We start from the raw sequence: 22,201 nt of genomic DNA on the forward strand, positions 1-22,201 counted from the left end.
TTAGAAACCTATAAACATTTTCTTTTTAATAGTCTTAAACTCTTCTTCAGGACTAAAATATTTTACTTTAAGTTTTAAACTTTGAGCCGTTAGCTCGCCGGTTAACAATTTCATTTGATATGCCGCAAGTACTGAATTCTTATACGCATCCACACGAGTTATTTTTGCTTCATACAATTTTTGCTCAGCATCTAAAACATCGAGTATAGTTTTGGAGCCGACTATTTCCTCTTGCACTGTACCGTCGTATGATATTTGTGCAGCTTCCACACCTTGACTAGCTGCAACAATACGAGATTTTGCTGCTTCAAATCCTTCCCACACGCTTACAACACCCGCTTGTGTCTGCTTTATCACACTATCAAGCTGAACTGCACTACTTCTTGTTTGGTTTTTAGCCGATCTGATTCTTGAATATTGAGCTCCTCCATCTGGATAAATAGGTATATTGACCGAAAGAATAGTAGTATAGCTTTTATTGTTTATATTTTGCACAGCTGGATCTTGTGGATTATAGTTAATTCTACCTGATTGCAACTTTACACTTACTTGCGGCAATAATTTTCCTTTCTGCACCATTTCCAAAGCTTTCGCCGAAGTTACATTATGCCTTGCCGAATCAATATCAGGATTTAACTTAGCAGCTTTTCTTGTTAACTCATCCAATGAAGCAGGTAATCTATCAGGTAAATTAGGCATAGTTAGATCAGTAGCCTCTATTCCAAATACTCTAATAAAATTTGCTTTTTTGCCTTGAAAATCGGCATAGGCAGCTAGTTTATTCGTTTCTGCCGCTGCAAGCCCTGCTCTTGCAGTTGCTATATCTATTGCTGTTGCTTCCCCTAGTCTTAATTTCTCTTCAACAGTGTTAACTTGTTGTATGTTAGTACGAACCCTACTTTCAGAAATATCATATTTCTCTTTGCTCTCAAAACAATCAAGATAAGCAGTTATTAAATTTAATAATATTTTTTGTTCGCCAGCATAATATTCGCCTCGTGATGCTCTAAACCCTGATTGAGCAGCTTTAAGAGCTGCAACACTAGAACCACCGCTAAATAATGATTGCTCTATTGTTAATGCACCTTGATTGCTATCGGTCGCTCTTGGAGTAAAACCAAGCCTATCAGTATATTTTTTATTATATTTAGTCTTACTATTTTGTCTATTAATCTGCAATCCGGCACTAGGCATAAATCCTGAGAAAGCTTGAGGAAATTGCTCAATCGCATTCAAAAACTTAATTCTAGCAGCTTTCAGCTCCTCATTATTCTTATATCCTTCAGTTAAAGCTTCCTGCAAATCAACAGCAGCAGCCGAAACGGTTAGTAATAATGTGATAATAAATGTAGTTAATTTACGCATAAACTTTTTGAATAATTGATAATATGTTAGTTAGATTAGTTTAATCTTTCAAGAATATACCTATATCCCAATAAAACAATATATAAATCTATTGTAGCAATGTTAGCACGTAATATAACAAAAATTAATCTCAAGGGCAATGATAACTATTTTACATTTTATTTTACGGTTATAAAGCTTTAAGATTAATTAATATTTGGTAACAAAATAATAAATTTTATGTCTATAAATTGATTTTTCTAGTTTTAGTGGATTAAATAAAGAATAACAAGAAGAACTACAAAGACTTTTAATAAAATTAAACGGTTTTACAAAATCTTTGAAAATGAATGTCAAAGATTTAGAAGATCATTTATTTTATATTTTACAAAATTCTTTCAATGAATTATCTCACACTAAAAATATCGATGTAGAGAAAATAGAAAAACTTTTTAATAAGACAATCCAAGAATCTCTAACTACTTTATCTGAAGCACTTGAGAAAGCATATCAAGAACAGTTAAAAACAAAAGATATCTTTTTATTTGACGGAATTATTGTAGAAAAATGTTTAAACGTTTTAGAACAAGTTTTAAAATTTCAGCAAGAATTAGATAAACTCTATCCTGGAGCTTCTAAAAAAATTATAGAATTATTAGAAAATATATTAGTCGGGGGTTATATCGACTCAAATGCCGATGCTTGGAATATTTATACAAACAAGCGGTATACTTGAAAAAGTAAATAACCTCATGGATTCGCAAAAATTATTGCTAAAAATAATAAAATTGCATTAATGATATAAAAGAAATAAGGGGATAGGTTAAATCTAATGACCAGATTGAAAGCCTTTATGAAAAAGCTAAGAAAGTGGGGCCGCAATTTCAGAAATCTCAAAGGAATCGCCTCGAAAAATTATTGAAATAGCACATCAAAACCCTAATAACAGAGCTTTACTAGAGAATGTTGCAAAAGCTGCTAAAGCTATACCAAAAAGCAAAGATGAAGTAGAAGAAAAAATAGCAGAACTAAAAAGTAATATTGAAATTGCAATTTCACAAGATATAAATATTGACAAATTAAACTCTGTAAAGAATACTATTTCGGATAATCTAAATGAAACTAAAACAGAATTATTAAAAGTATTAAATCCAGAAGCTTCTTTTGGTAAAAAAAAAATAGAATCCTTATGTAAAGCAGCAGCAAAAGCTACGGAAATTGCAAGCAACATAAAAAAAATAGTAGGAGTAATACCTGGAAGTAAAGAACTCGGAAATGTTATAAGTCTAGCAATAAAAACTAACTTATTACCGCCTCCGGTCTTAGCAGTTGCAAGGCTAGCTCCTGATATAGCTAACTTAGTTAATATAGGTAAAGCAGCGGTTACGATGCTTTCTAAAACACAAAACTTCACTCAACAACAAGGAAGAGCAAAATAGTGTCTAATTCTAATACTCATATTTTAATTGCCATAGGTTGCTTAGTATTATTATTATTATTTTTAATGTATCAGAAAATAGCAGCACGTAAAAAAAATATATTACCTGCTGAAGGAGGTAATATTGATGATTCACCAAACGTTGCCCTTAATAGTCAAAAACCAGAAAATAAAAAGCTGACATTACAAGAAAGAATAGAATTATCTTGGAAATTCCTTTACGACATTACGGAAGTTATTTTAAATAAGTTCTCTAAAGAAGATGTTATTCAAGTGAATAAATGCGGTCAAGTTTTATTTGAAAACGGCGTTAGATATGAACATGTAGTCGATCTTGTAATTCCTCAAGTTAAATCTCATACTCAAGCAGTTGAACAAGAACAATCTAAAGGTAAAAAAACCTTAGGGGTATAACTTTTTTCTTTGAAAAATAGTATTTTATACTTCTTTTTAAAGCAGGTTTAAAATCAATACTTATATACTAATATAGCTATTTAGGAACTTATTCCTAAATAGGAAGCTTTTTTAGGAATAAACTTCGATTAAGTTAGATTATCAAAGGCAGTATTCTTAGCTAAATAGGTAAATTGTATTTAAACTATGTCTAACATATATCTTGTTACTATATCGTTTACTAAAAGTAAGCAATTCTTACTAAAGGATTATGGCAAGACTTGGCATTTACTTTGTAGTTTTATCGGTTCTTTATATCAAAACGGTAATATATTAAATAATGGAGAATTTTTTAGTCCCACAAAAAATAAACTGGTTTTTTATGCAGTAATTCCTAATAAAGATGCTTTGTATGCTTCACATTTAAGCTATCATGCATTGAAAGATAAAGATGAATTAGAGCAATTGGGCGTAATAATTAGTTATAAAATAACAGCAGACTATATTAGCGAAATCCCTTATTTATATTGAAGAAAATATTGAGAATGCAAAATTTCTCTATTTATATCCTATTTCATGGTCAAAATCTTATGAAGAGCAGCTTGTATTACGTACAGATTAGGGGAGATATCCACCTTTATATATAATAAATGATAAAGACCGATATCTCGGAGAAACAATTACTTCTTGGCAAAATGATTATGCGACGGCTCACAGATTATGGCTTTAAGCTGTACAAAATCGTGAGCACGTCAAGCTACATCAAGAATAGCTTGCGCCGCTATAAAAACCATTACCGGTTTATAACTTTGTGTAAATGTAATCTTTTCGTTTTGGGTAAACAAATCAAGCAAAAGCTTTATGGCATCGTTATATAAAATAGGATACACAGAGCACTCGCAAACAGTGCAATCATCATAACAAGATAGAAATATTTATACGGCTTTATAACCGACCATAAAAAAGAAACAGGATGAGTTTTGATTTTCATACGTTGAGAAATATATGTTATTCTTAGCTAAAAGTAGAAAGGCATTGCTGCATGGCGCGTTTTATGTCATTCTCGCGAAAGCGGTAATCAAAAAAAACAAAAATGTTATCCCGTGGCTTGACCATGGGATCTTGTTATTACAGGCTGAGTCCTAAGATACCGCGATCAAGTCGCGGTATGACATTAATGGTAACTGGATTCCTGCTTGCGCAGGAATGACATCGCAACATTAGGTTGTCTTAAACAATTCTAAATTTCATATATACTACAAATACTTCTCATTCTCTTCCTTAATTAATGTTATCAACTGTTCGAGCGATAATACTTCCTGCTCGGTAGTTCTGAGTCTTCTTATCGTTACTTGTTTATTTTCTTGCTCTTGTTTACCGATGACAGCAATCATCGGTATTTTTTGATTAGAAAACTCACGAATCTTATAGTTAATTTTATCAGGTGAGATATTAATATCCGTTCTTACACCATTATCAATTAAAGCTTTTTGCACTTCTAAAGCGTAATCGTTTAAATCGCTTGTGATTGTTGCAATAGCGACTTGTATAGGAGCAAGCCAAAGAGGGAAACGCCCGGCATATTCTTCAATCAATATACCAATAAAACGCTCAAGTGAGCCTAGTATTGCCCTATGGAGCATTATCGGTCTTTTTTTCTCACCGCTTGCTGCAATATAGCTAGCATCGAGTCGCTCCGGCAAAACAAAATCCATCTGAAGTGTACCGCATTGCCACTGCCGTCCTATCGCATCGGTTAAAACAAACTCAAGCTTCGGACCGTAAAATGCACCTTCGCCCGGGTTGAGCGTATAAGTAAACCCTGCTTTTGCCACTGCTTCTTTTAAAGCATTCTCTGCCTTATCCCACGTCTCATTGCTACCAGCTCTAACCTCAGGACGATCAGAGAATTTTACCCTTATATTGGTAAAACCAAAATCTTTATAAACTTCCGTCAGTAATTTACAAAAACTAACCGTTTCATCGGTAATTTGTTCCTCTGCACAAAATATATGTGCATCATCTTGCACTAAACTTCGCACTCTCATTAAACCGTGCAATGCACCGGACGCCTCATTACGATGACATAAACCAAACTCCGACATACGTAGCGGTAAATCACGATAGCTCTTGATACCTTGTTTAAATATCTGCACGTGGCAAGGGCAATTCATCGGCTTTAAAGCAAGCGTCTTGTCATCTGTTTCTAACGCAAACATATCGTCACGAAACTTGTCCCAGTGTCCTGAAGCTTCCCAAAGACTTTTATCGACTAAAACAGGTGTTTTAACCTCAGTATAACCGTTTTTACGAATCTTTTTCCTAATATACTGCTCAATGGTATTATATATACTCCAACCTTTATCATGCCAAAACACCATCCCTTGAGCTTCTTCTTGGAAGTGGAATAAATCAAGCTCTTTCCCTAGCTTTCTATGATCACGTTTCTCGGCTTCTTCAAGCATAAAGAGGTAATTATCGAGCTGCTCTTTCGTAGCCCACGCCGTACCGTATATACGCTGCAACATCTCATTACGACTATCGCCTCGCCAATAAGCTCCTGCAACTTTCATCAACTTAAAATGCTTAACGAAACCTGTGGAAGGGGCATGCGGGCCTCGACATAAATCAATAAAATTACCTTGCCTGTATAAAGTAATCTGCTCACCTGCCGGAATTGAAGCAATAATTTCAGCTTTATAGTGCTCCCCTATCGATTTAAAAAACTCAACGGCTTTATCACGATCCCATAATTCTCTAGTAATTTGTTCGTTTCGCTTGACTATTTCATGCATTCTTGCTTCTATCATTGCCACATCATCCGGTGTAAATGGCTTATCCTTAGCAAAATCGTAAAAGAAACCGTTTTCAATTGCAGGACCGATAGTTACCTGAATATCAGGAAATAATTCTTTAGCAGCTTCAGCTATAATATGAGCCGCATCGTGCCTTATGAGCTCAAGACATTCAGAATCTTTTGCAGTTAAAATACGAAGCTTGCAATCATTTTCAATTACGGTACTTAAATCTTTAAGCTCACCATTTATTTCAGCAACCATTGCTGCTTTAGCAAGCGACATTGAAATTGCATTTGCTACTTCATAGGCTGTAATATCTTTTTCAAATTGTCTTACACTACCGTCGGGGAAAGAAATATTTATCATTTTTATTCTCACTGATTTTTTCTAGGTTTCTCTTTTAGACGTTGTCGATATGATTCTTGAAAAATCTGCTGTCATCCCGTGTCTTGACCACGGGATGACAATTTCTTTAACTGAACAATACTTTAAATTATTTACCGACCACTTGTTTTCTTTCTTGATCTATCATAGCCATGGCATTCATAAATTCTAATACTCTTGCATCACTAAGGATCTGATCAATAGCTTTATCGTTAAAGGTTAGCACGGCGTCTTTACTTTTTACATCAACTACTAAAGATTCACCGTCTTTTAATTCAGAATTTTTACTAAAAGCTTCTATAGCTCTAAAACCGTATTGCTTTATTACTGAAGATTGTTTTCCTAGATTTAAAGCAAATTCCTTAGAATCTTCTATTTTATTAAGCACAGGTATTACGGCATTATCGGTATAATTCACAAAATTATTTATAAACACATTTGGATCCGATAATTTTATTACACTTTACTAGATTCAGAGGATTATCTAAATTAGGCATATCAATATCAATAGCAAAATTAAAATCATCCATTACAAGATTAGTTTTACCGGATAATTTTTTTGCTTCAGGATCAAACTCACCTTTTAAATTAAATTCGGAATTATTTATTTTTGCAAAAACACCCATTCCTTTTTCCCCGTCTTCTTGAGTAATATGGCTAGTCAGGTTAAAAATTTTATCTAACTCAGCTCTTTTGTTTAAACCATTACTAAAGTAGCTTCCTAAAACTTCAACTGCCGTTTTTTGGTATGTTTCAGAAGGTTCTATAGTATATTTAATATTTAAAGCAAAATCAAAAACTTTATTTTTTTCTATATTTAATTTATATGAATTACTTTCTACTTTTCCTTTTCTTTCAATGTCGCAAGAGAATAAAAACGGTTTACCTTTTACTAATTCTCCTAACATCTACATAAAAATAACAGCATGCATATTGTCATCTTGCTTTTGATTTAGAAAAAAGTTTTGAATTAATAATTTCCCAAGAGCTACTAACTCATCACTATATTTTAGTTTTAATTTGGAATTATAAGAAATAGGTAAATTCAATATATCTAACTTTGTCAAACCATACTCAAAGGAAGCAGTATCAGAGTCATTAGCTATTTTTATCTCTCAAAAATTTTATCATATAAACTTCTTCTGTAATTTTCAGAAATAAAAGCAACAGTATTTTTTCCATCCAAAATTAACAAATTCAGGTTATTCGATGTTTTATAGTATTAGTAATTACAGAATTGCTAATATCACTTTCTGCTAATTTTTCTGCATCTAAAGAACTATAAAGAGCTGATTTATTATCACTCAAGCTTAATTTCCAATAACCCGGTTCTCTATTAAATAAAGATTTTTTAAACCAAATTGTTGTATGATGATCAGGTGAGTAAAAAATATTTTTTTCATCTTGAGCGGTGGTAATTTTTACATTATTACCGTAAGAATCAATTTTTGTAATATTTAAAAATGGTATATGCCTAATAACTATTTCATCAAAATAAAAATCTATAGGGTTTAACATTACCTTATTTAAAGTAACGCTAAATCTATATTTATTAACTTTTATTGAATCATAGGCTATATATTCCCTGTATTCATCAAGAATAGCGATAATATTCTCTTTACTTTGATGTTCAAATTTATAGGTAGCATATCCCCATCCCACTAAGATTAGAGCTATAAAACTTATTATAATAAATCGTATTTTCATCTTTTTTACTGTAAAAAATTATTAAAAATCAAGAATGCTCTTATGTCATTCCCGCGTGGATAATTAAACCACACTGTCACCTCGTGGCTTGCTAACTAGGTACATAAAAACAATAAAAAATACTAATAATTTTAGTATTTTTAACTGGATCCCGTGGTCAAGCCACGGGATGACAGCGGTGAAATTGACCCATGCGGGCAAAGCCTGCTCGCAATAACGATGGAAACTAACCATACAACAAAACCGGTATGACATCGGAGTGTTTTTCAAGTCTAAAATAGCATATACCGCTTTAAAAATATATTTATTTTTCTTTTAAACGATCAGCTATTAGCTGATATGATTCAAAAGCTTTATTCGGCTCGTTTTCAAGCAATTCAAACCCTAATTTTTCATTACTGTTAATATGCCATAATCTACAATTATCCGGACTAATTTCATCAGTTAACATAATTATAGATTCTTCACCGTTCAACACACGCCCAAATTCTAATTTACACTCAACAAGCCGAATCCCGACACCGATAAATAAGCCGCTTAGAAAATCATATATACGCAAAGCCTGCTCTTTTACTGCTTTAATTTCATCCCTAGTTAACCAGCCGAAATTTAATATTTGATACTCATTAACTATCGGATATTTAAATTCACGGCTTCGGACCTTAAAATCGATTATAGGTTTATCAAATACATACCCTTCGTCCATTCCAAATTCTTTTACAAATCTATCACACGCTACTGATGATATTATTACTTGTACCGGAAAAACCTCAACATATTGAATTAATTGCTCCCTCATATTTATTTTTTCGATAAAATGATTTTCAATGCCGATCATTTCCAGTTTCTCCATTAGAAAGGAAGAAATATTATTATTAAGTACCCCCTTGCCTGAGACCTCAATAATTTTACCACTTTCTAAGGTCACATTATCAGAAAAGGCCATTATAAGTAAAAAATCTTCTTCGGCGGAATATAAAATTTTACTTGAACCTTTGTAAATTTGTGTTTTCATTTGTTATTTTCTCAAAATTCATTTTCCACGTCATTGCCTGCGTGAATGCCTATGTCATTCCTGCGAAAGCAGGAATGACATTAAACCTCTCTCAAACCATTCGGACCAATAATTGCCGACGTAGTAGTACCGCTAAATATTTTATTTGCAGTATTAATAATGTCATCGGCTTTTATATTTGTAATAATTTCCATAATCTCCTCAGGAGAAATATATTTACCGAAAACAGAATAATTTTTACCTATTTCTTCTGACTGATAAGCATTTTTCTCTTGAGCCATTTGTAAATTACTACGAAGTTGTGTTTTAGCTCTAATAATCTCTTCTGCACTTACTTTTTCAGTCATTTTTATTATTTCGTTTTTAATCTCTCTATATAATAATTCTAATTTATCATGTGCAGTAGACGCATAAATTGTAAACAATCCACTATCAAAGTAAGCACTATTATAACTACCTACTGCATATGCTAAACCTAATTTCTCACGAATAGTTTGAAATAAACGCGATGACATACCGCCGCCGAATATTATAGAAAGTAGATGGGTTTGGTAAAGCTTTTCTAAATTAATATATGATGTACCTTCAAACCCTAGCACTAAACTAGTTTGCTCTAACTCCTTATTAATAAAGCCGTTGCCGCCTATATATTTTGCCGGGATAAAGCTACTCTTTACTCCTTGCTTCAAAGAAGAAAATAACTGTTCCGCTATAATTACTATTTTATCATGATCAATATTACCGGCAATTGATAAATAAAGATTTTCAGCATTATAATGTTTACCTATAAAGTTAAAAAAATGCTCTTTCGTAAAAGTTGCAAGGGTTTTAGCAGTACCTAAGATCAACTTACCTAACGGTTGATCTCTATAAACTTTATTATAAAATTTTTCATATACTAGGTCATCCGGATTATCCTGATGATGAGCAATTTCCTGCATTATCACCTGATACTCCTTAGCTATTTCTTCGTCAGCAAAAATAGAATTTTGAATTATATCAGCAAGTATATTAAGTGCTTTATCACAATTTTCAGACAAGACTCGTGCATAATATACCGTATTCTCATGACCGGTATAGGCATTAAAATGTCCGCCTATAGAGTCAAACTCTTCTGCTATCTGTTTTGCCGTTCTAGTTTTTGTACCTTTAAAAGCCATATGCTCAAGAAAGTGAGATATGCCTTCCTCTTCTGCATTCTCATAACGTGCTCCAACTTTAGCAATTAAATTTATTGCTACCGAATTAACATAAGGCATATTATAGGTTAAAATTGTTAAACCATTTTTTAATTTACTAACGTTAAAATTTTCTTTCATAAGTTACTTTTATTTTCTAAATCATCATTGCGAGTAGGCGTTATTACGTGGATCGGTTTTCCGTCATTGGGAGAAGCATTACGTAGTAATGCGACGAAGCAATCTAGTAAAAAATTCTGTAAATCAAAATTTTTTTAATTATTTTTTTGGATTACCGCGTCGCTTCGCTCCTCGCAATGACGACTTGGTATCCATGCAATCATGCCTATAGTCGCTTGCAATGATGTTGTTTGATTTAAGCGATGACTCTCTTAACTTAGCAAGCCTTAGAAATCTTGCAAAAGCAAAAATTATTGAATCTACAAAACCGTCAAAACCGAATACAAAATAGCGTCTGATAAAAAACGCTTTAAAAAACCACCATATCATTTCAGTTGTTAAACGAAAATTTGAAAGCTTTTTTCCTTGCTTAACTAAATCTTTTGCTTGCTCACTAGAATAAAAATTTGCTTTAGTTACCAACTGCTCAATTGAAGTACCAGAATAATGATAAGCAGCTTCATTTAATAGATAAATTTTACCTACAAAATCAACATCTTTGTTAAATACCACCGAATCATGAGTAGTACTATTTATGGTATTTGCAAAGCTTGCAAATTTTTTATGATACAACCGAGTACATTTATTAAATGGAGCAAACATTCGTGGCTTTTGGTCATTACGATGCATTATTAACAGCTTTAGTTGATAAGCCAAATAACGATCTTGATTATGAGAGGCAAAAATATACTCTATTTCGTCTTGTAACTCTTTAGACAACTCCTCATCGGCATCAATATTAAGCACCCAATCATTTACGCAAAGGCTTTCAGCAAAAGATTTCTGCCCTACATAGCCAAGCCACAGCTTTACTATTACCTTTGCTCCTAATTTTTTAGCTATATTAACCGTATCATCAGTACTTTCATTATCGACTACTATCACCTCATCAGTAATATTTTTTACGCTGTTTATAGCTCGTGCTATCCTTGCTGCTTCATTTTTGGTAATAATAAATGCTGAGATTTTTTCCATATATCTATACTTTAAATGTCATTGCATATATTCAATGTCATTCCTGCGAAAGCAGGAATCCAAACAAAATATAAATACAGCAATTTTTTGAAATTAAAAGCTCGTTCTATCTCGCTTTATGATGGATTCCTGCTTTCGCAGGAATGACACATTGAACACTTTTCTCAAACCATGCAACAAGACCTCTTTTAGCTAGACATGACATTATTACGCTTGTAATAACAATAATTTTACCCTATCACCCTAAACACCAACTTAACTATATAAGTTAAAAGTAGCGTGGATAATAATCCGCTAAGCCATAGGATAATAAACCATTGCCACCCTTTTAGACAAGCAGTTATTTTTTTAAATTTTTTAGAAATGTTCACAGAGCCTAATATATCGGATGATAAGATGATTTGCCACGGAATATATAATAACAATAGAAAGTATAGCCAAGTATGACAGGTAGGAATATCCCCGCCCCTACCAACAGTAAAGACTGTGATTCCGGTGCTGCTGCTGCGGTTTCGAGCGTAACTTTATAAGGCACGATATATGGCCATATACTTATTGCAAGGCCTAAATATCCTAATAAGAATAACAAGATCGTATAAATAAACGGCTTTACTTCTTTTTTTTGTTTAACGGCTTTAATGAACTTGATAAATATTAAAGCCGTTACAATAGGTACAATCGATAAATAGTAAATATTAGGTACACTAAACCAACGATGATTTATGTGGTTATTTAAGAAAGGAACCCATAAGCTTACAAGCCCCATAAAAAGTGCAACGTAAAATAAAATATATAAAGCAGATTTATAAGCCCAATCTTGTGTTTTCTTTTCTGTTTTCAAAATAAGCCAAGTAGCACCCAAGAGTGCATAACCGAATATTAATGCTATCCCCGTCATAACAGAAAAGGGAGTAAGAAAATCAAAGCTCCCTCCTGCAAATTCTCGTCCTTCTATCTTTATTCCTTGGACAAACGTACCAAGCATTAAGCCTTGACAAAAAACAGCAAGCATAGAACCAAAATGAAAAGCATAATCCCAAATATAACGATGACCTATATGAGCCTTAAAACGGAATTCAAACGCTACACCACGAAATATTAGACCAAGTAACATTAATGTAATAGGAATATATAAAGCCGGCATTAATAGCGAATATGCCAACGGGAAAGCTGCAAATAAACCACCGCCGCCAAGTACTAACCAAGTTTCATTACCGTCCCAAAAAGGAGCAATAGAATTGATCATTTTATGACGGCAATCATCGGTAGGTGCAAACGGAAATAAGATTCCTACTCCTAAATCAAAACCGTCTAATAAAATATATAAACAAATAGCGGTAGCTATAAGACCACCCCAAACAAGCGGTAAATCTATATAAGGTGTAAAGTTTAACATAAATTGCCTACATTGTCATACCGCGACTTGATCGCGGTATCTTTTGAATTACATTTTTGGTAGATACCGCGATCAAGCCGCGGTATGACATAAATCACAACCGATTATCCATACCTCCGTACGTTTCTTTATTATCTATCGCTTCTATACCTTGCTTTATTAAATGCATTATATAATATATACCCGCTCCGAAAATAATCACATACACCACTACAAAAGCAATTAGAGAAATAAACACATATTTGCCGAGTACCGGTGATACCGTATCCACAGTTTTTAAAATATTATATACTATATAAGGTTGTCTACCTACCTCGGTTACAAACCAACCAGCAAGTACTGCAATAAAACCTGAAGGCGACATTAATATATACCAATATTGAAACCAATGCGTAGTATATAATCTTTTCTTCAAGTAAAGACATAACCCTGCAATACCTGTAAATACCATTAAGAAACCGATTCCTATCATAATACGGAAGCTCAAAAATACTACTGCAACTGGCGGACGCTCTTCTTTTGTCCATTCTTTTAATCCTTTCACTTCACCGTCTAAGCTATGCGTTAAAATTAAACTACTAGCATAAGGTATTTCTACAGCATATTTTGTTTTTTCTTCTGCCCCGTCAGGAAAACCGATAAGATTAAAAGCTGCTCCTTTTTCCGTATTCCAAATCCCTTCCATAGCCGAAACTTTAACCGGCTGATATTTAAGAGTATTTAAACCATGCAAATCACCGATCAATATTTGAATAGGTGCAACGATTAACGCCATTAACACCGCCATAAAAAGCATAATTTTAGCATGCTCTTTATAACGATTATTTAGTAAATAAAAGCTAGCTACGCCACCGATAACAAAAGAAGTAGTTAAATAAGCCGCCGTAATCATATGGAAAAAACGATATGGGAAAGAAGGGTTAAAGATAATTTCTAGCCAATTTAAAGGAAAAAAAAAACCATCACCTCGCAGTTCAAAACCAGCAGGCGTATGCATCCAACTACTAGCTGCAAGTATCCAAAAAGCTGAGATTACAGTACCAACGGCAACTATTAACGTAGAAATAAAATGTACTTTTTTACTGACTTTATTAAAGCCGAATAACATTATACCTAAAAAAGAAGATTCGAGGAAAAAGGCAGTAAATACTTCAAAACCGAGAAGTGGACCAAGGACATTTCCAACCTTATCTGAAAAACTCGACCAATTAGTACCGAATTGATAAGACATTACAACACCCGAAACTACTCCCATACCGAAAGTAACGGCAAAAATCTTCACCCAAAATTTGTATATTTCTTGATAAACCAGCTTTTTTGTTTTTAACCATAACCCTTCAATTACCGCTAAAAAGCTTGCAAGCCCTATAGTAAAAGCAGGAAATATTATATGAAAACTTATGGTAAAAGCAAACTGAATCCTCGATAATAATACTTGATCAAATTCCATATTTAAGCTGCTGTTTTAAGATTCAACGTCATTGCGAGAAGAAATTGAAAATTTTGACGAAGCAATCTCAGGAGTTTCTTATTATTCATGAGATTGCCACGCGGCCTACGGATGCTCGCAACGACGATTTGGTATCACACGGGCAATGCCCGCTTGCAATGACAAAAAAACCGAAGTACACAATAACATTATACAGTATTTGATTTAATCATCCACCTTTGCTATTATTAAATTCTATCTGATTAGTTTTAACAAATTTTCCTTTTTTGGAGTTCCAATTATAATGAACATTTACTATTCTTACTTCTGTAACATTAATATCACCATTGGGCAATTGAGTTACATCATACCCTTTTCGGACAGAATCCGTAATTAATAAACTTGCTTGACAAATATATTTTACATCAAAGAACGGAGAATCATCTTCCTTAGACTTTTCTCGTTCTTCTAAAAAATTATTAGAGACTTCTTTTTCTTGCATTTCTAATGATTTTAAAGTTATTTTCTGAATTTTGTAGCATTATTTAAGGTAAGAAGCAAGGCTTGTTTATTATTTTTCCATAGATTTAATATTTTTAGGTATATTTTTGCAAAATAATTAAATTAAAATATGCTCTGCAATAACACGAATTAATATATTATTTTAAAATTGAGGTACATTATCGTGATAAAATACCCTACTTTATCTAAATCAACATTTAGCTTAGGTATTTATTTTTTAAAATTCGATAACGTTAAAATTACTTTATTGACTGTAATTTGTATTTTACTCGGTATGATTCCGGCAATTGATAGTATCCTACTTCAGAAAATCATTGATTTAATAGAATCTTTCAGCGATGAGAATGCTAATAACCTTTTATCTTCCATGATTTACTGGGCAGTATTTTATGCTCTTTGGTGGGAAAGTATTAATATAGCATATCGTTCATATGATTATTTGTATCTCAAGACTATGCCCGTAATAAAAGGCAAAATACTAAATGAGCTTTATAATTATACTCAATATCATAGCCATAAATTCTTTCAGGATAATTTAGCCGGACATATTAGCAATCGTATTACCGAAACCGCAAGATCATTTGAGATGATTATTTCAATATTCGGTGAAAAAATTCTGCATAAACTTGCTATTATCGTATTTGCATTAATTGCTTTATATTCCGTACATTACGTTTTTGCTACGATATTTATTTTATGGATTACGGTTTTTTTAGGGCTTAGTGTTCTTTTCTCGGATAGAATTAATAAATACTCATTAAATTATGCTAGAAGTCAATCTTTTGTGGCCGGTAGTATCGTAGATGCAATTAGCAATATTAATGCTGTTAGAATGTTTACAGCCCATAAATTTGAACGTCAACATCTAGAAACAAGGGTAGAAAATGCCGTGGCTGATGAGCAGACTATGCAATTCTTTATGTTCAAATTGCGTTATGCTCTTGGAACTTCTTGTTCAATAATGATTTTTATAATGATTTATTATTTATCTAAACTTCGTAGCGAATTATCTATAAGCATAGGTGATTGCGTATTAGTGCTAACATTATGTATAAATGTAGCAGACGATATTTGGGATTTAACGCAAGAAATCGGTGATATGTTCGAGCAGGTCGGGGCATTTAATCAAGGCTTATCTTTAATGGCACCGCATATTATAACGGATATTGAAAACGCTACTCCTTTAGATATCAAAGAAGGGATGATCGAATTTAGAAATGTTACATTTAATTATCATCATAATAACAATCTATTTTATAATAAATCGGTATTAATACCGAGTAAACAAAAAGTAGGGCTAGTCGGATTTTCCGGTTCAGGGAAAACCACTTTTATTAGTTTGCTGACCAGGTTACATGATATAGAAGAAGGAATGATTTTAATAGATAATCAAAATATTAAAAACGTAACTCAAGAGTCTTTAAGACAAGCCATTAGCCTTATACCTCAAGAACCAGTACTTTTTCATCGTACCATTTTGGAAAATATCAGATACGGAAAAAAAGAAGCTACTCTTGAGGAGGTTATAATTGCTGCAAAAGCTGCGCATATTCATGATGTTATCGATAATCTACAGGACGGTTACGATACTATGTGCGGCGAGCGGGGGAATAACTTATCAGGCGGTCAGCGTCAAAGAATGATCATAGCAAGAGCCATCTTAAAAAATGCTCCTATTCTAATTCTTGATGAAGCAACAAGTAGCTTAGATAGCGAGACGGAAAGCCTGATTCAAGAGTCAATGGATTATTTGATGCAAAATAAAACCGTAATAGTCATTGCTCACAGATTGTCTACTTTACTCAATATGGATAGAATTCTAGTGTTTGAAAAAGGTAGCATAATCGATGACGGTAGTCACGCAGAATTACTAAAAAATAGTAAGCTATATCAAAAATTATGGAACTCCCAAGTTAAAGGGTTGATAGTGTGAAACAATTATTGTCATACCGTGGCCCCGCCAGCGTTGTGGCATAGACGCCAAATCGTCATTGCGAGGAGCGAAGCGACGTGGCAATCTTGTCAAACATCCTGAGATTGCTGTGCCAAAACTTACAATTTTTCCTCGCAATGACGACCTTTAGTATACACGCAAGCAAACCTTACGTGACATAATACTGGCCTCAACCTTTAAACTAAGTAAGTAGTTCCTCTGCTTCTCCTGTTACTTGAACTTGAAACCCGTTTTTTCAGTAAATCCAGTACAGTATTATACGTTCACTCATCATCAAATGTTATCTAACATTCAACATTACCTTTAATAATATTTGCAATTTTTACAAGGCATTGAAACTTCAAAGACAGTGCCAATTTAGCTATCTTTTCTCTTAATTTTATTAGCGGTTGTTCTATAGAATCATCCAAATCCAATTTCACTTGTTTTGAAAATGTAGTCATCTCTAATAAACTTTTAATATACTCATCCTTAGAAACATCTTTTATAACCGGCCATATTTCTGATTTCCATTGAATAAATGCTGCTAAATCTTTCTTGTCAATAGCCTTAATTCCCTTGTAATCATTCCGACGAAATGCAGATTCAAACATTAAAAGCGCTCTCAGAGGTTCATAAACTGCTTCCATATCCTTGATCATTTGACTGTTAGAATACACCACATCTGGATTAGCACCGTATTGTAAAAATACTTTTATCATATCTATTTTATGTTGCTTATCCTGCAGAGTCTGAATCCAATGATCTTTACTTAAATACGTTAACCTTTCAAATACGGTATCTTCCATATTAGCACCATAAGCAAGCAATTTAGCTACCATGGCTACATTTCTGTTTAAAACAGCTGTTTCTAAACAAGAGAAAATTTTCTCTTCCCTGTAAATTAGGATCAGCCCCATTTTCAAGTAGAAATGCTACCATATCCAAATGTCCGGCTTCTATAGATAGATACACTATATAAAGGCGGGTAATAATGCTGCTTACTAAAGTTTATATCCGCTCCTTTTTCAAGTAAAAGCTTGGCTATCTTTTTCTGATTATTCTTACACGCAAAATATAAAAGACTGCCAAAATCATGTTCTAGTGTACTTGCATAAGTATTCGGATCAACATTTTTTAGAGCTGTTAATATATTATCAACTAAATCATAATTACCTTGACTAATTGCTTTAACTATAAACTCGCCAGACATTACTGCTATACTACATGTATTGGTGTATGCCTCCTTATACGCGTAACGAATATTTATATTTGGATCTTCAATAAAAGTTTTGGATTCTTTGATAAAGTCTTCTCTCAAAAATTCATGTCTTTTTATTTTAGCACTTAATACACTTTTTTCTTCTTCAGATATTAAACTATCATTTATTACAACTTTAGCTTTAAAATAATCATCTATATTATTAAATCCCATAATTTGTTGTTCTTCTATATCTTTACCGCTGAATATCTCATCAAATTTATTCCTAATTATATCATCGGTTATTGCTATTTTTTCTGCTTGTTTCTTCATCATTTCCCCTTTGTTAATCAATTAATAATGTTTTTGTGTCATACAGAAAAAAATCATTTAGTTAATAAATAATTGATTTATTAAAAAATACTTAATAAACTAGAATCTTATATTAAATATTGTAATATACTGTTATAATCACTTCTTTAACTGCTAATATTCTATAATGAAACTATCTGATTTTGACTTTAATTTACCAAGCGAGCTTATAGCACAGTATCCATCTAGTGAACGTGATAACTCAGATTTACTAATTGCGGCTATGCCGCCTATTAAAACTAAATTCTATAACATAATAGATTACTTAAAAGAAGGGGATTTATTAGTCTTTAATAATAGCAAAGTGATAAAAGCAAAGCTACATTTGTGGAAGAATGTTACAATAAATTTGAATCAAAAATTATCGGATGATAGTTGGTCGGCCTTTGCTAAACCGACTCGAAAGCTTCATGTAGATGATGAATTTTATTTTGATAATCATAAGGTAATTATTACCGAAAAACTTGTGATGGGCGAGATTAAAGTAAAATTCGATCTTGATAATATTTCGGTATTTGAATTTTTGGACAAATACGGTGAGATGCCGCTGCCGGTTTATATTAGGAGGTCACATTCACTGTATCATACCCGTAGCACTTTATGTCATACCTTCGAAAACGGGTATCCAGAAAAATTAGATTCCTGCTTTCGCAGGAATGACATTAAAGATAAGGACAATGACATAGTGTATGACAACGAACGCTATCAAACAATTTACAGTCAAATAGAAGGTTCAGTTGCAGCACCGACTGCAGGGTTGCACTTTACAAAGGATATACTTGATAAACTCAAAACAAAAGGCATACATACTGCATTTTTAACATTACATGTAGGAGCGGGAACTTTTTTACCTGTAAAAACCGAAAATATTCATGAGCATAAAATGTACACCGAATATTGCTCTATTACTCCTGAAACTGCTGAAATCATTAACAAAGCAAAGCAAGAAAGGAGGCGTATTATCGCAGTCGGCACTACAACACTTAGAACAGTCGAGAGTTCTTACAATAACGGCATCGTAAAAGCAGGTAGCTTTGAAACCGATATCTTCATAACACCGGGTTTTAAATTTCAAACAGCAGATATGCTACTTACTAATTTCCATTTCCCTAAATCTACTTTATTTATGCTTATATGTGCTTTTGCCGGCTTTAAAGAGATGCATGAATTATATAAATATGCTATAAAAGAAAAAATGCGTTTTTTCAGCTATGGCGATGCAACACTTTTGTATAGGAAATGATAATCACAATCATCATTACGAGCAACTAAAAGGATGGTGCAATCTAGAGAAAATAACAAAAAATGTTAAAGGTTAGCATTTTTAACTGGATTCCGTGGTCAAGCCACGGTATGACAGAGGTGAAATTGATCCACACAACAAACTCTTCCTGCTTTTAGCTAAGAACGACATTTTAGAAAAAATATATAACAAATTAGAGCAAAAATATTTTGGATGATTAAATCCGCTACTTCATTAATACTAGATTCAAAACAAGCTGCTTTACTAGAAGCATTAAAACAGCTGGCAGCAGAACTTAATAAACCTAAAAGTTTATTCAAATTCTTTAATCAAAACAACTTAAAAAGCGGAATTTATTTATACGGTCCGGTGGGCAGCGGTAAAACTATGCTCATGAATTCTTTTTTTGAAGAATTAGCTACATCTAAAATAATGATACACTATCAGAACTTTATGCAAGAAGTACATAAATCTATGCATAAATTACAGACAGAAAATCAAAAAGATATCATCCCTAAAATTGCCAAAGATTATGCTAAACAAACTAGAGTACTTGGAATAGATGAATTTGAAATTAAAGACATTACCGATGCAATGATAATCGGTAGATTATTTAATGAATTAATAAAGCAAAATATTTTTATTTTTATAACCTCTAACACGGGTCCCAATAATCTTTACAAAAACGGATTACAACGAGAATCTTTCTTACCTTTTATAAAGATAATCAATAATACATTTTATGTTAAATATCTAGATAATCACCATGATTATCGATTTGATAAAGCTTTAGGAGTTAAAGGAGAAAGGATAATTTATCCCTTAACTTTAGAACACCAAAACAAACTTGAAAAAATTATCACGGAGATTAGTGATAATAAACTTGTTTCTCAAAATATACAGGTTCTAGGTAGAGAAATATCTTTTCAAAAAGTGCATAAACGAATATTAGTAACAGATTATAATGAATTATTTACAAGAGACTTAAGCTATATCGATTATGTTAATATTTGTCAAAATTTCAACGTTATCATAGTGAAGAATGTTCATACTATCGATGCTAACGATACAAATACAGCCGTTAGATTTATCAACTTTATCGATAATGCCTATTTCTATAAAATCCTTTTATTTATGAGCTTAGAAGATAAGCCGAGTAAAATATATCAAGGTTCAGCACGAGCCGCAGAATTCAAACGCACTATTTCAAGACTAAATGGAATGAATAGCGAATCTTATGTATTAAACAATGATTTTAAGAATTAACTTCCTTAAGAACTTGAAATATGAATATTATTCTTTCAAAATCTTATCAATTTTCGCTAAAAAAGCTCTTTAATTACCAATTAAAATTTATTTACAGATAGGTTAAGAAATTTAATAAATTCATCAATATTGATCTTTATATCGTCTTCTAAATGCTCTTTTGTTGTCTGATCATAAAAAGGATAATAATCACATGACATATAATTTGCCATTCTTTTATAAAAACTTCTAGAGTGAGTTGTACCGTGATTAATCTCTACTACTTCGCATTTTGGCCGCAAAAATAAGGTTAGCAAATCCTGATCCGTGCGGTCCAACTATTATTTTTGCTTTATTAAAAAGCTGGGCCTGTTCATACGGGGAGGATAGCTCTAGATATATTACCTTAAAACCGAGCCTCTAAATTTTTTCTATTAATTACTCTTCATTAACTATTTTTCGGGTAGAAGCGTATTTACGAGAAATAGATATTTTATCGTATGTTTTACTATTATCTTTAATAAAAATATTTCTTAAATCTTTTTTTAACCATAAAGGCAAAGGCGTACCTTTTACCGGAATAAACGGTACAAATGGAACAATTAGTCTAGCAGCTTGAATGATAATCACTATTTACTACAAAAAGCTTATCTTCCGGTATATTTAAATAATTTAATACTATTTCTAATAACTTAATTTGCCATGAATATTTTAAATTATTAATATAGATACGGTCATATTCAAGATCCAATTCTTTTAATATAATTAATCTAGGCAAAATTTGTAGCAACCAATGATACCAATTTTTAGAACCAGAAGATGAAATTATTGCTAATTTTCCATTAAAATATAAAGGATTTTCTGTATTAATATCTCGTTTCTTATTTAATAAACTATGTTGATCACCTAAGCTTGTTTGAGTATCTTGTAGAATATAACCTTTGTGAGTTAAAATTCCACCTTCATTAATTACTGTGCCATTTGGTAACTCTCAAATAAATTGATGTTTATTTTTTAATGCATAAGCATTACTAATATAAAAGAAGATAAGAATTATGAATATAAAACATCTCATCAAGAGAAAAAAAGATAATTAAAAATTTGCATTGCAAGCTTGGCAGCGACCTACTCTCCCATGCCTTATGACATAGTACCATTAGCGCTATGAGGTTTCACGTTCGAGTTCGGGATGGGATCGTGTGTTTCACTCATGCTATAACCACCAAGCTAGCAATACAAACTTTTAACAAGATAGATTTGTATTATAGTTTGCTGTTAATGTTGCTGCATGACTAAACTTGTCACTCCTACGGAAGCAGGAATCCAAATATTATAAATTTTTCTAGATACTGTGGTCAAGCTACGGTATGACATATTAGCTGTGCAACAACATTTTTATTCATTGATAAAGCTAATTTAACCTGATAACTTTGTGAGTTGATACTTAC

21 protein-coding genes, 1 rRNA gene and 2 pseudogenes are annotated in these 22,201 nt (G+C 32.4%); 6 read left to right on the plus strand and 18 right to left on the minus strand.

Annotated elements, in window-relative coordinates; all coding sequences use genetic code 11:
* Positions 1–1,365, minus strand: coding sequence for a TolC family protein (locus ACKTSD_RS06570; protein WP_412708524.1), 1,365 nt, complete (start codon positions 1,363–1,365; stop codon positions 1–3).
* 229 nt (positions 1,366–1,594) lie between these two features.
* Between ACKTSD_RS06570 and ACKTSD_RS06575 the strand changes: the two are divergent.
* The 3 genes and pseudogenes from ACKTSD_RS06575 to ACKTSD_RS06585 all read left to right on the plus strand — a co-directional run bounded on the left by ACKTSD_RS06575 (position 1,595) and on the right by ACKTSD_RS06585 (position 3,706).
* Positions 1,595–2,783: pseudogene (locus tag ACKTSD_RS06575) on the plus strand (hypothetical protein).
* On the plus strand, positions 2,783–3,196 hold the full coding sequence (locus tag ACKTSD_RS06580; RefSeq protein WP_412708525.1) for a DUF2660 domain-containing protein: 414 nt from the start codon (positions 2,783–2,785) through the stop codon (positions 3,194–3,196). The pseudogene ACKTSD_RS06575 and the gene ACKTSD_RS06580 overlap by 1 nt, the downstream one beginning before the upstream one ends.
* Before the next feature lie 186 nt (positions 3,197–3,382).
* Positions 3,383–3,706, plus strand: coding sequence for a hypothetical protein (locus ACKTSD_RS06585; protein ID WP_412708526.1), 324 nt, complete (start codon positions 3,383–3,385; stop codon positions 3,704–3,706).
* A 725-nt stretch (positions 3,707–4,431) separates the two neighbouring features.
* Here the strand turns inward: ACKTSD_RS06585 and thrS are convergent.
* The 9 genes and pseudogenes from thrS to ACKTSD_RS06630 all read right to left on the minus strand — a co-directional run bounded on the left by thrS (position 4,432) and on the right by ACKTSD_RS06630 (position 14,739).
* Positions 4,432–6,339 carry a threonine--tRNA ligase gene (gene thrS, locus ACKTSD_RS06590; RefSeq protein ID WP_412708527.1) on the minus strand — a complete coding sequence of 636 codons (1,908 nt, stop codon included), beginning with the start codon at positions 6,337–6,339 and terminating at the stop codon, positions 4,432–4,434.
* A 127-nt stretch (positions 6,340–6,466) separates the two neighbouring features.
* Positions 6,467–8,064: pseudogene (locus ACKTSD_RS06595) on the minus strand (phosphoribosylaminoimidazolesuccinocarboxamide synthase).
* Between the two features lie 63 nt (positions 8,065–8,127).
* On the minus strand, positions 8,128–8,298 hold the full coding sequence (locus ACKTSD_RS06600; protein WP_412708528.1) for a hypothetical protein: 171 nt from the start codon (positions 8,296–8,298) through the stop codon (positions 8,128–8,130).
* A gap of 70 nt (positions 8,299–8,368) precedes the next feature.
* On the minus strand, positions 8,369–9,079 hold the full coding sequence (locus ACKTSD_RS06605; RefSeq protein WP_412708529.1) for a phosphoribosylaminoimidazolesuccinocarboxamide synthase: 711 nt from the start codon (positions 9,077–9,079) through the stop codon (positions 8,369–8,371).
* Positions 9,080–9,159: 80 nt separating this feature from the next.
* Positions 9,160–10,398, minus strand: a complete 1,239-nt coding sequence (locus tag ACKTSD_RS06610; RefSeq protein ID WP_412708530.1) for a M16 family metallopeptidase — start codon at positions 10,396–10,398, stop codon at positions 9,160–9,162.
* Positions 10,399–10,536: 138 nt separating this feature from the next.
* A complete protein-coding gene (locus ACKTSD_RS06615; protein ID WP_412708531.1) occupies positions 10,537–11,412 on the minus strand; it encodes a glycosyltransferase family 2 protein in 876 nt (291 codons plus the stop codon).
* Between the two features lie 376 nt (positions 11,413–11,788).
* Positions 11,789–12,808: a cytochrome d ubiquinol oxidase subunit II gene (gene cydB, locus ACKTSD_RS06620; RefSeq protein ID WP_412708532.1), complete on the minus strand. Its 1,020-nt coding sequence runs from the start codon at positions 12,806–12,808 to the stop codon at positions 11,789–11,791.
* A 94-nt stretch (positions 12,809–12,902) separates the two neighbouring features.
* Positions 12,903–14,258, minus strand: a complete 1,356-nt coding sequence (locus ACKTSD_RS06625) for a cytochrome ubiquinol oxidase subunit I (protein WP_412708533.1) — start codon at positions 14,256–14,258, stop codon at positions 12,903–12,905.
* Between the two features lie 208 nt (positions 14,259–14,466).
* Complete coding sequence (locus ACKTSD_RS06630) at positions 14,467–14,739, minus strand: DUF2671 domain-containing protein (protein WP_412708534.1); 273 nt, start codon at positions 14,737–14,739, stop codon at positions 14,467–14,469.
* A gap of 183 nt (positions 14,740–14,922) precedes the next feature.
* Between ACKTSD_RS06630 and ACKTSD_RS06635 the strand changes: the two genes are divergently transcribed.
* The gene (locus tag ACKTSD_RS06635; protein WP_412708535.1) at positions 14,923–16,692 is read left to right on the plus strand and encodes an ABC transporter ATP-binding protein; all 1,770 of its coding nucleotides are present in this window, start codon (positions 14,923–14,925) and stop codon (positions 16,690–16,692) included.
* A 305-nt stretch (positions 16,693–16,997) separates the two neighbouring features.
* Here the strand turns inward: ACKTSD_RS06635 and ACKTSD_RS06640 are convergent, their stop codons facing one another.
* Genes ACKTSD_RS06640 through ACKTSD_RS06650 form a run of 3 tightly spaced genes read right to left on the minus strand, consistent with a single transcriptional unit; the run spans position 16,998 to position 18,229 of the window.
* Positions 16,998–17,534, minus strand: a complete 537-nt coding sequence (locus ACKTSD_RS06640) for a hypothetical protein (protein WP_412708536.1) — start codon at positions 17,532–17,534, stop codon at positions 16,998–17,000.
* Positions 17,524–17,634 carry a hypothetical protein gene (locus ACKTSD_RS06645; protein WP_412708537.1) on the minus strand — a complete coding sequence of 37 codons (111 nt, stop codon included), beginning with the start codon at positions 17,632–17,634 and terminating at the stop codon, positions 17,524–17,526. The genes ACKTSD_RS06640 and ACKTSD_RS06645 overlap by 11 nt, the downstream gene beginning before the upstream one ends.
* Entirely contained in the window at positions 17,615–18,229 is a 615-nt protein-coding gene (locus ACKTSD_RS06650; RefSeq protein ID WP_412708538.1) for an ankyrin repeat domain-containing protein, read from the minus strand. Before ACKTSD_RS06650 ends, ACKTSD_RS06645 begins: the two co-directional genes overlap by 20 nt.
* Before the next feature lie 163 nt (positions 18,230–18,392).
* Here ACKTSD_RS06650 and queA point away from each other — a divergent pair, with 163 nt between their 5' ends.
* Together queA and zapE are read left to right on the plus strand one after the other, a co-directional pair.
* Complete coding sequence (gene queA / locus ACKTSD_RS06655; RefSeq protein ID WP_412708539.1) at positions 18,393–19,508, plus strand: tRNA preQ1(34) S-adenosylmethionine ribosyltransferase-isomerase QueA; 1,116 nt, start codon at positions 18,393–18,395, stop codon at positions 19,506–19,508.
* 213 nt (positions 19,509–19,721) lie between these two features.
* Entirely contained in the window at positions 19,722–20,774 is a 1,053-nt protein-coding gene (gene zapE, locus ACKTSD_RS06660) for a cell division protein ZapE (protein WP_412708540.1), read from the plus strand.
* Positions 20,775–20,854: 80 nt separating this feature from the next.
* Here the strand turns inward: zapE and ACKTSD_RS06665 are convergent, their stop codons facing one another.
* The 5 genes from ACKTSD_RS06665 to rrf all read right to left on the minus strand — a co-directional run bounded on the left by ACKTSD_RS06665 (position 20,855) and on the right by rrf (position 21,980).
* On the minus strand, positions 20,855–21,070 hold the full coding sequence (locus ACKTSD_RS06665) for a hypothetical protein (RefSeq protein WP_412708541.1): 216 nt from the start codon (positions 21,068–21,070) through the stop codon (positions 20,855–20,857).
* Entirely contained in the window at positions 21,024–21,155 is a 132-nt protein-coding gene (locus ACKTSD_RS06670; RefSeq protein ID WP_412708572.1) for a glycosyltransferase family 61 protein, read from the minus strand. The genes ACKTSD_RS06665 and ACKTSD_RS06670 overlap by 47 nt, the downstream gene beginning before the upstream one ends.
* Positions 21,156–21,191: 36 nt before the next feature.
* Positions 21,192–21,383: a glycosyltransferase family 61 protein gene (locus tag ACKTSD_RS06675; protein ID WP_412708542.1), complete on the minus strand. Its 192-nt coding sequence runs from the start codon at positions 21,381–21,383 to the stop codon at positions 21,192–21,194.
* On the minus strand, positions 21,361–21,531 hold the full coding sequence (locus ACKTSD_RS06680; protein ID WP_412708543.1) for a hypothetical protein: 171 nt from the start codon (positions 21,529–21,531) through the stop codon (positions 21,361–21,363). The genes ACKTSD_RS06675 and ACKTSD_RS06680 overlap by 23 nt, the downstream gene beginning before the upstream one ends.
* A 334-nt stretch (positions 21,532–21,865) precedes the next feature.
* Positions 21,866–21,980, minus strand: a 5S ribosomal RNA gene (rrf, locus tag ACKTSD_RS06685).
* Positions 21,981–22,201: the final 221 nt, after the last annotated feature.

Origin of the sequence: Candidatus Rickettsia kedanie (assembly GCF_045865205.1) — a bacterium.
GTDB classification, from domain to species: domain Bacteria; phylum Pseudomonadota; class Alphaproteobacteria; order Rickettsiales; family Rickettsiaceae; genus Rickettsia; species Rickettsia australis.

Bases quoted from the DNA above. Each gene is read 5' to 3' on its own strand.
- ACKTSD_RS06645 (WP_412708537.1), bottom strand. From the start codon at position 17,634: ATGGTAGCATTTCTACTTGAAAATGGGGCTGATCCTAATTTACAGGGA.
- ACKTSD_RS06570 (WP_412708524.1), bottom strand. From the start codon at position 1,365: ATGCGTAAATTAACTACATTTATTATCACATTATTACTAACCGTTTCG.
- ACKTSD_RS06625 (WP_412708533.1), bottom strand. From the start codon at position 14,258: ATGGAATTTGATCAAGTATTATTATCGAGGATTCAGTTTGCTTTTACC.
- queA (WP_412708539.1), top strand. From the start codon at position 18,393: ATGAAACTATCTGATTTTGACTTTAATTTACCAAGCGAGCTTATAGCA.
- ACKTSD_RS06650 (WP_412708538.1), bottom strand. From the start codon at position 18,229: ATGATGAAGAAACAAGCAGAAAAAATAGCAATAACCGATGATATAATT.
- ACKTSD_RS06630 (WP_412708534.1), bottom strand. From the start codon at position 14,739: ATGCAAGAAAAAGAAGTCTCTAATAATTTTTTAGAAGAACGAGAAAAG.
- ACKTSD_RS06615 (WP_412708531.1), bottom strand. From the start codon at position 11,412: ATGGAAAAAATCTCAGCATTTATTATTACCAAAAATGAAGCAGCAAGG.
- ACKTSD_RS06585 (WP_412708526.1), top strand. From the start codon at position 3,383: ATGTCTAACATATATCTTGTTACTATATCGTTTACTAAAAGTAAGCAA.
- ACKTSD_RS06640 (WP_412708536.1), bottom strand. From the start codon at position 17,534: ATGGTAGCTAAATTGCTTGCTTATGGTGCTAATATGGAAGATACCGTA.
- zapE (WP_412708540.1), top strand. From the start codon at position 19,722: ATGATTAAATCCGCTACTTCATTAATACTAGATTCAAAACAAGCTGCT.
- thrS (WP_412708527.1), bottom strand. From the start codon at position 6,339: ATGATAAATATTTCTTTCCCCGACGGTAGTGTAAGACAATTTGAAAAA.
- cydB (WP_412708532.1), bottom strand. From the start codon at position 12,808: ATGTTAAACTTTACACCTTATATAGATTTACCGCTTGTTTGGGGTGGT.
- ACKTSD_RS06610 (WP_412708530.1), bottom strand. From the start codon at position 10,398: ATGAAAGAAAATTTTAACGTTAGTAAATTAAAAAATGGTTTAACAATT.
- ACKTSD_RS06605 (WP_412708529.1), bottom strand. From the start codon at position 9,079: ATGAAAACACAAATTTACAAAGGTTCAAGTAAAATTTTATATTCCGCC.
- ACKTSD_RS06600 (WP_412708528.1), bottom strand. From the start codon at position 8,298: ATGGTTAGTTTCCATCGTTATTGCGAGCAGGCTTTGCCCGCATGGGTC.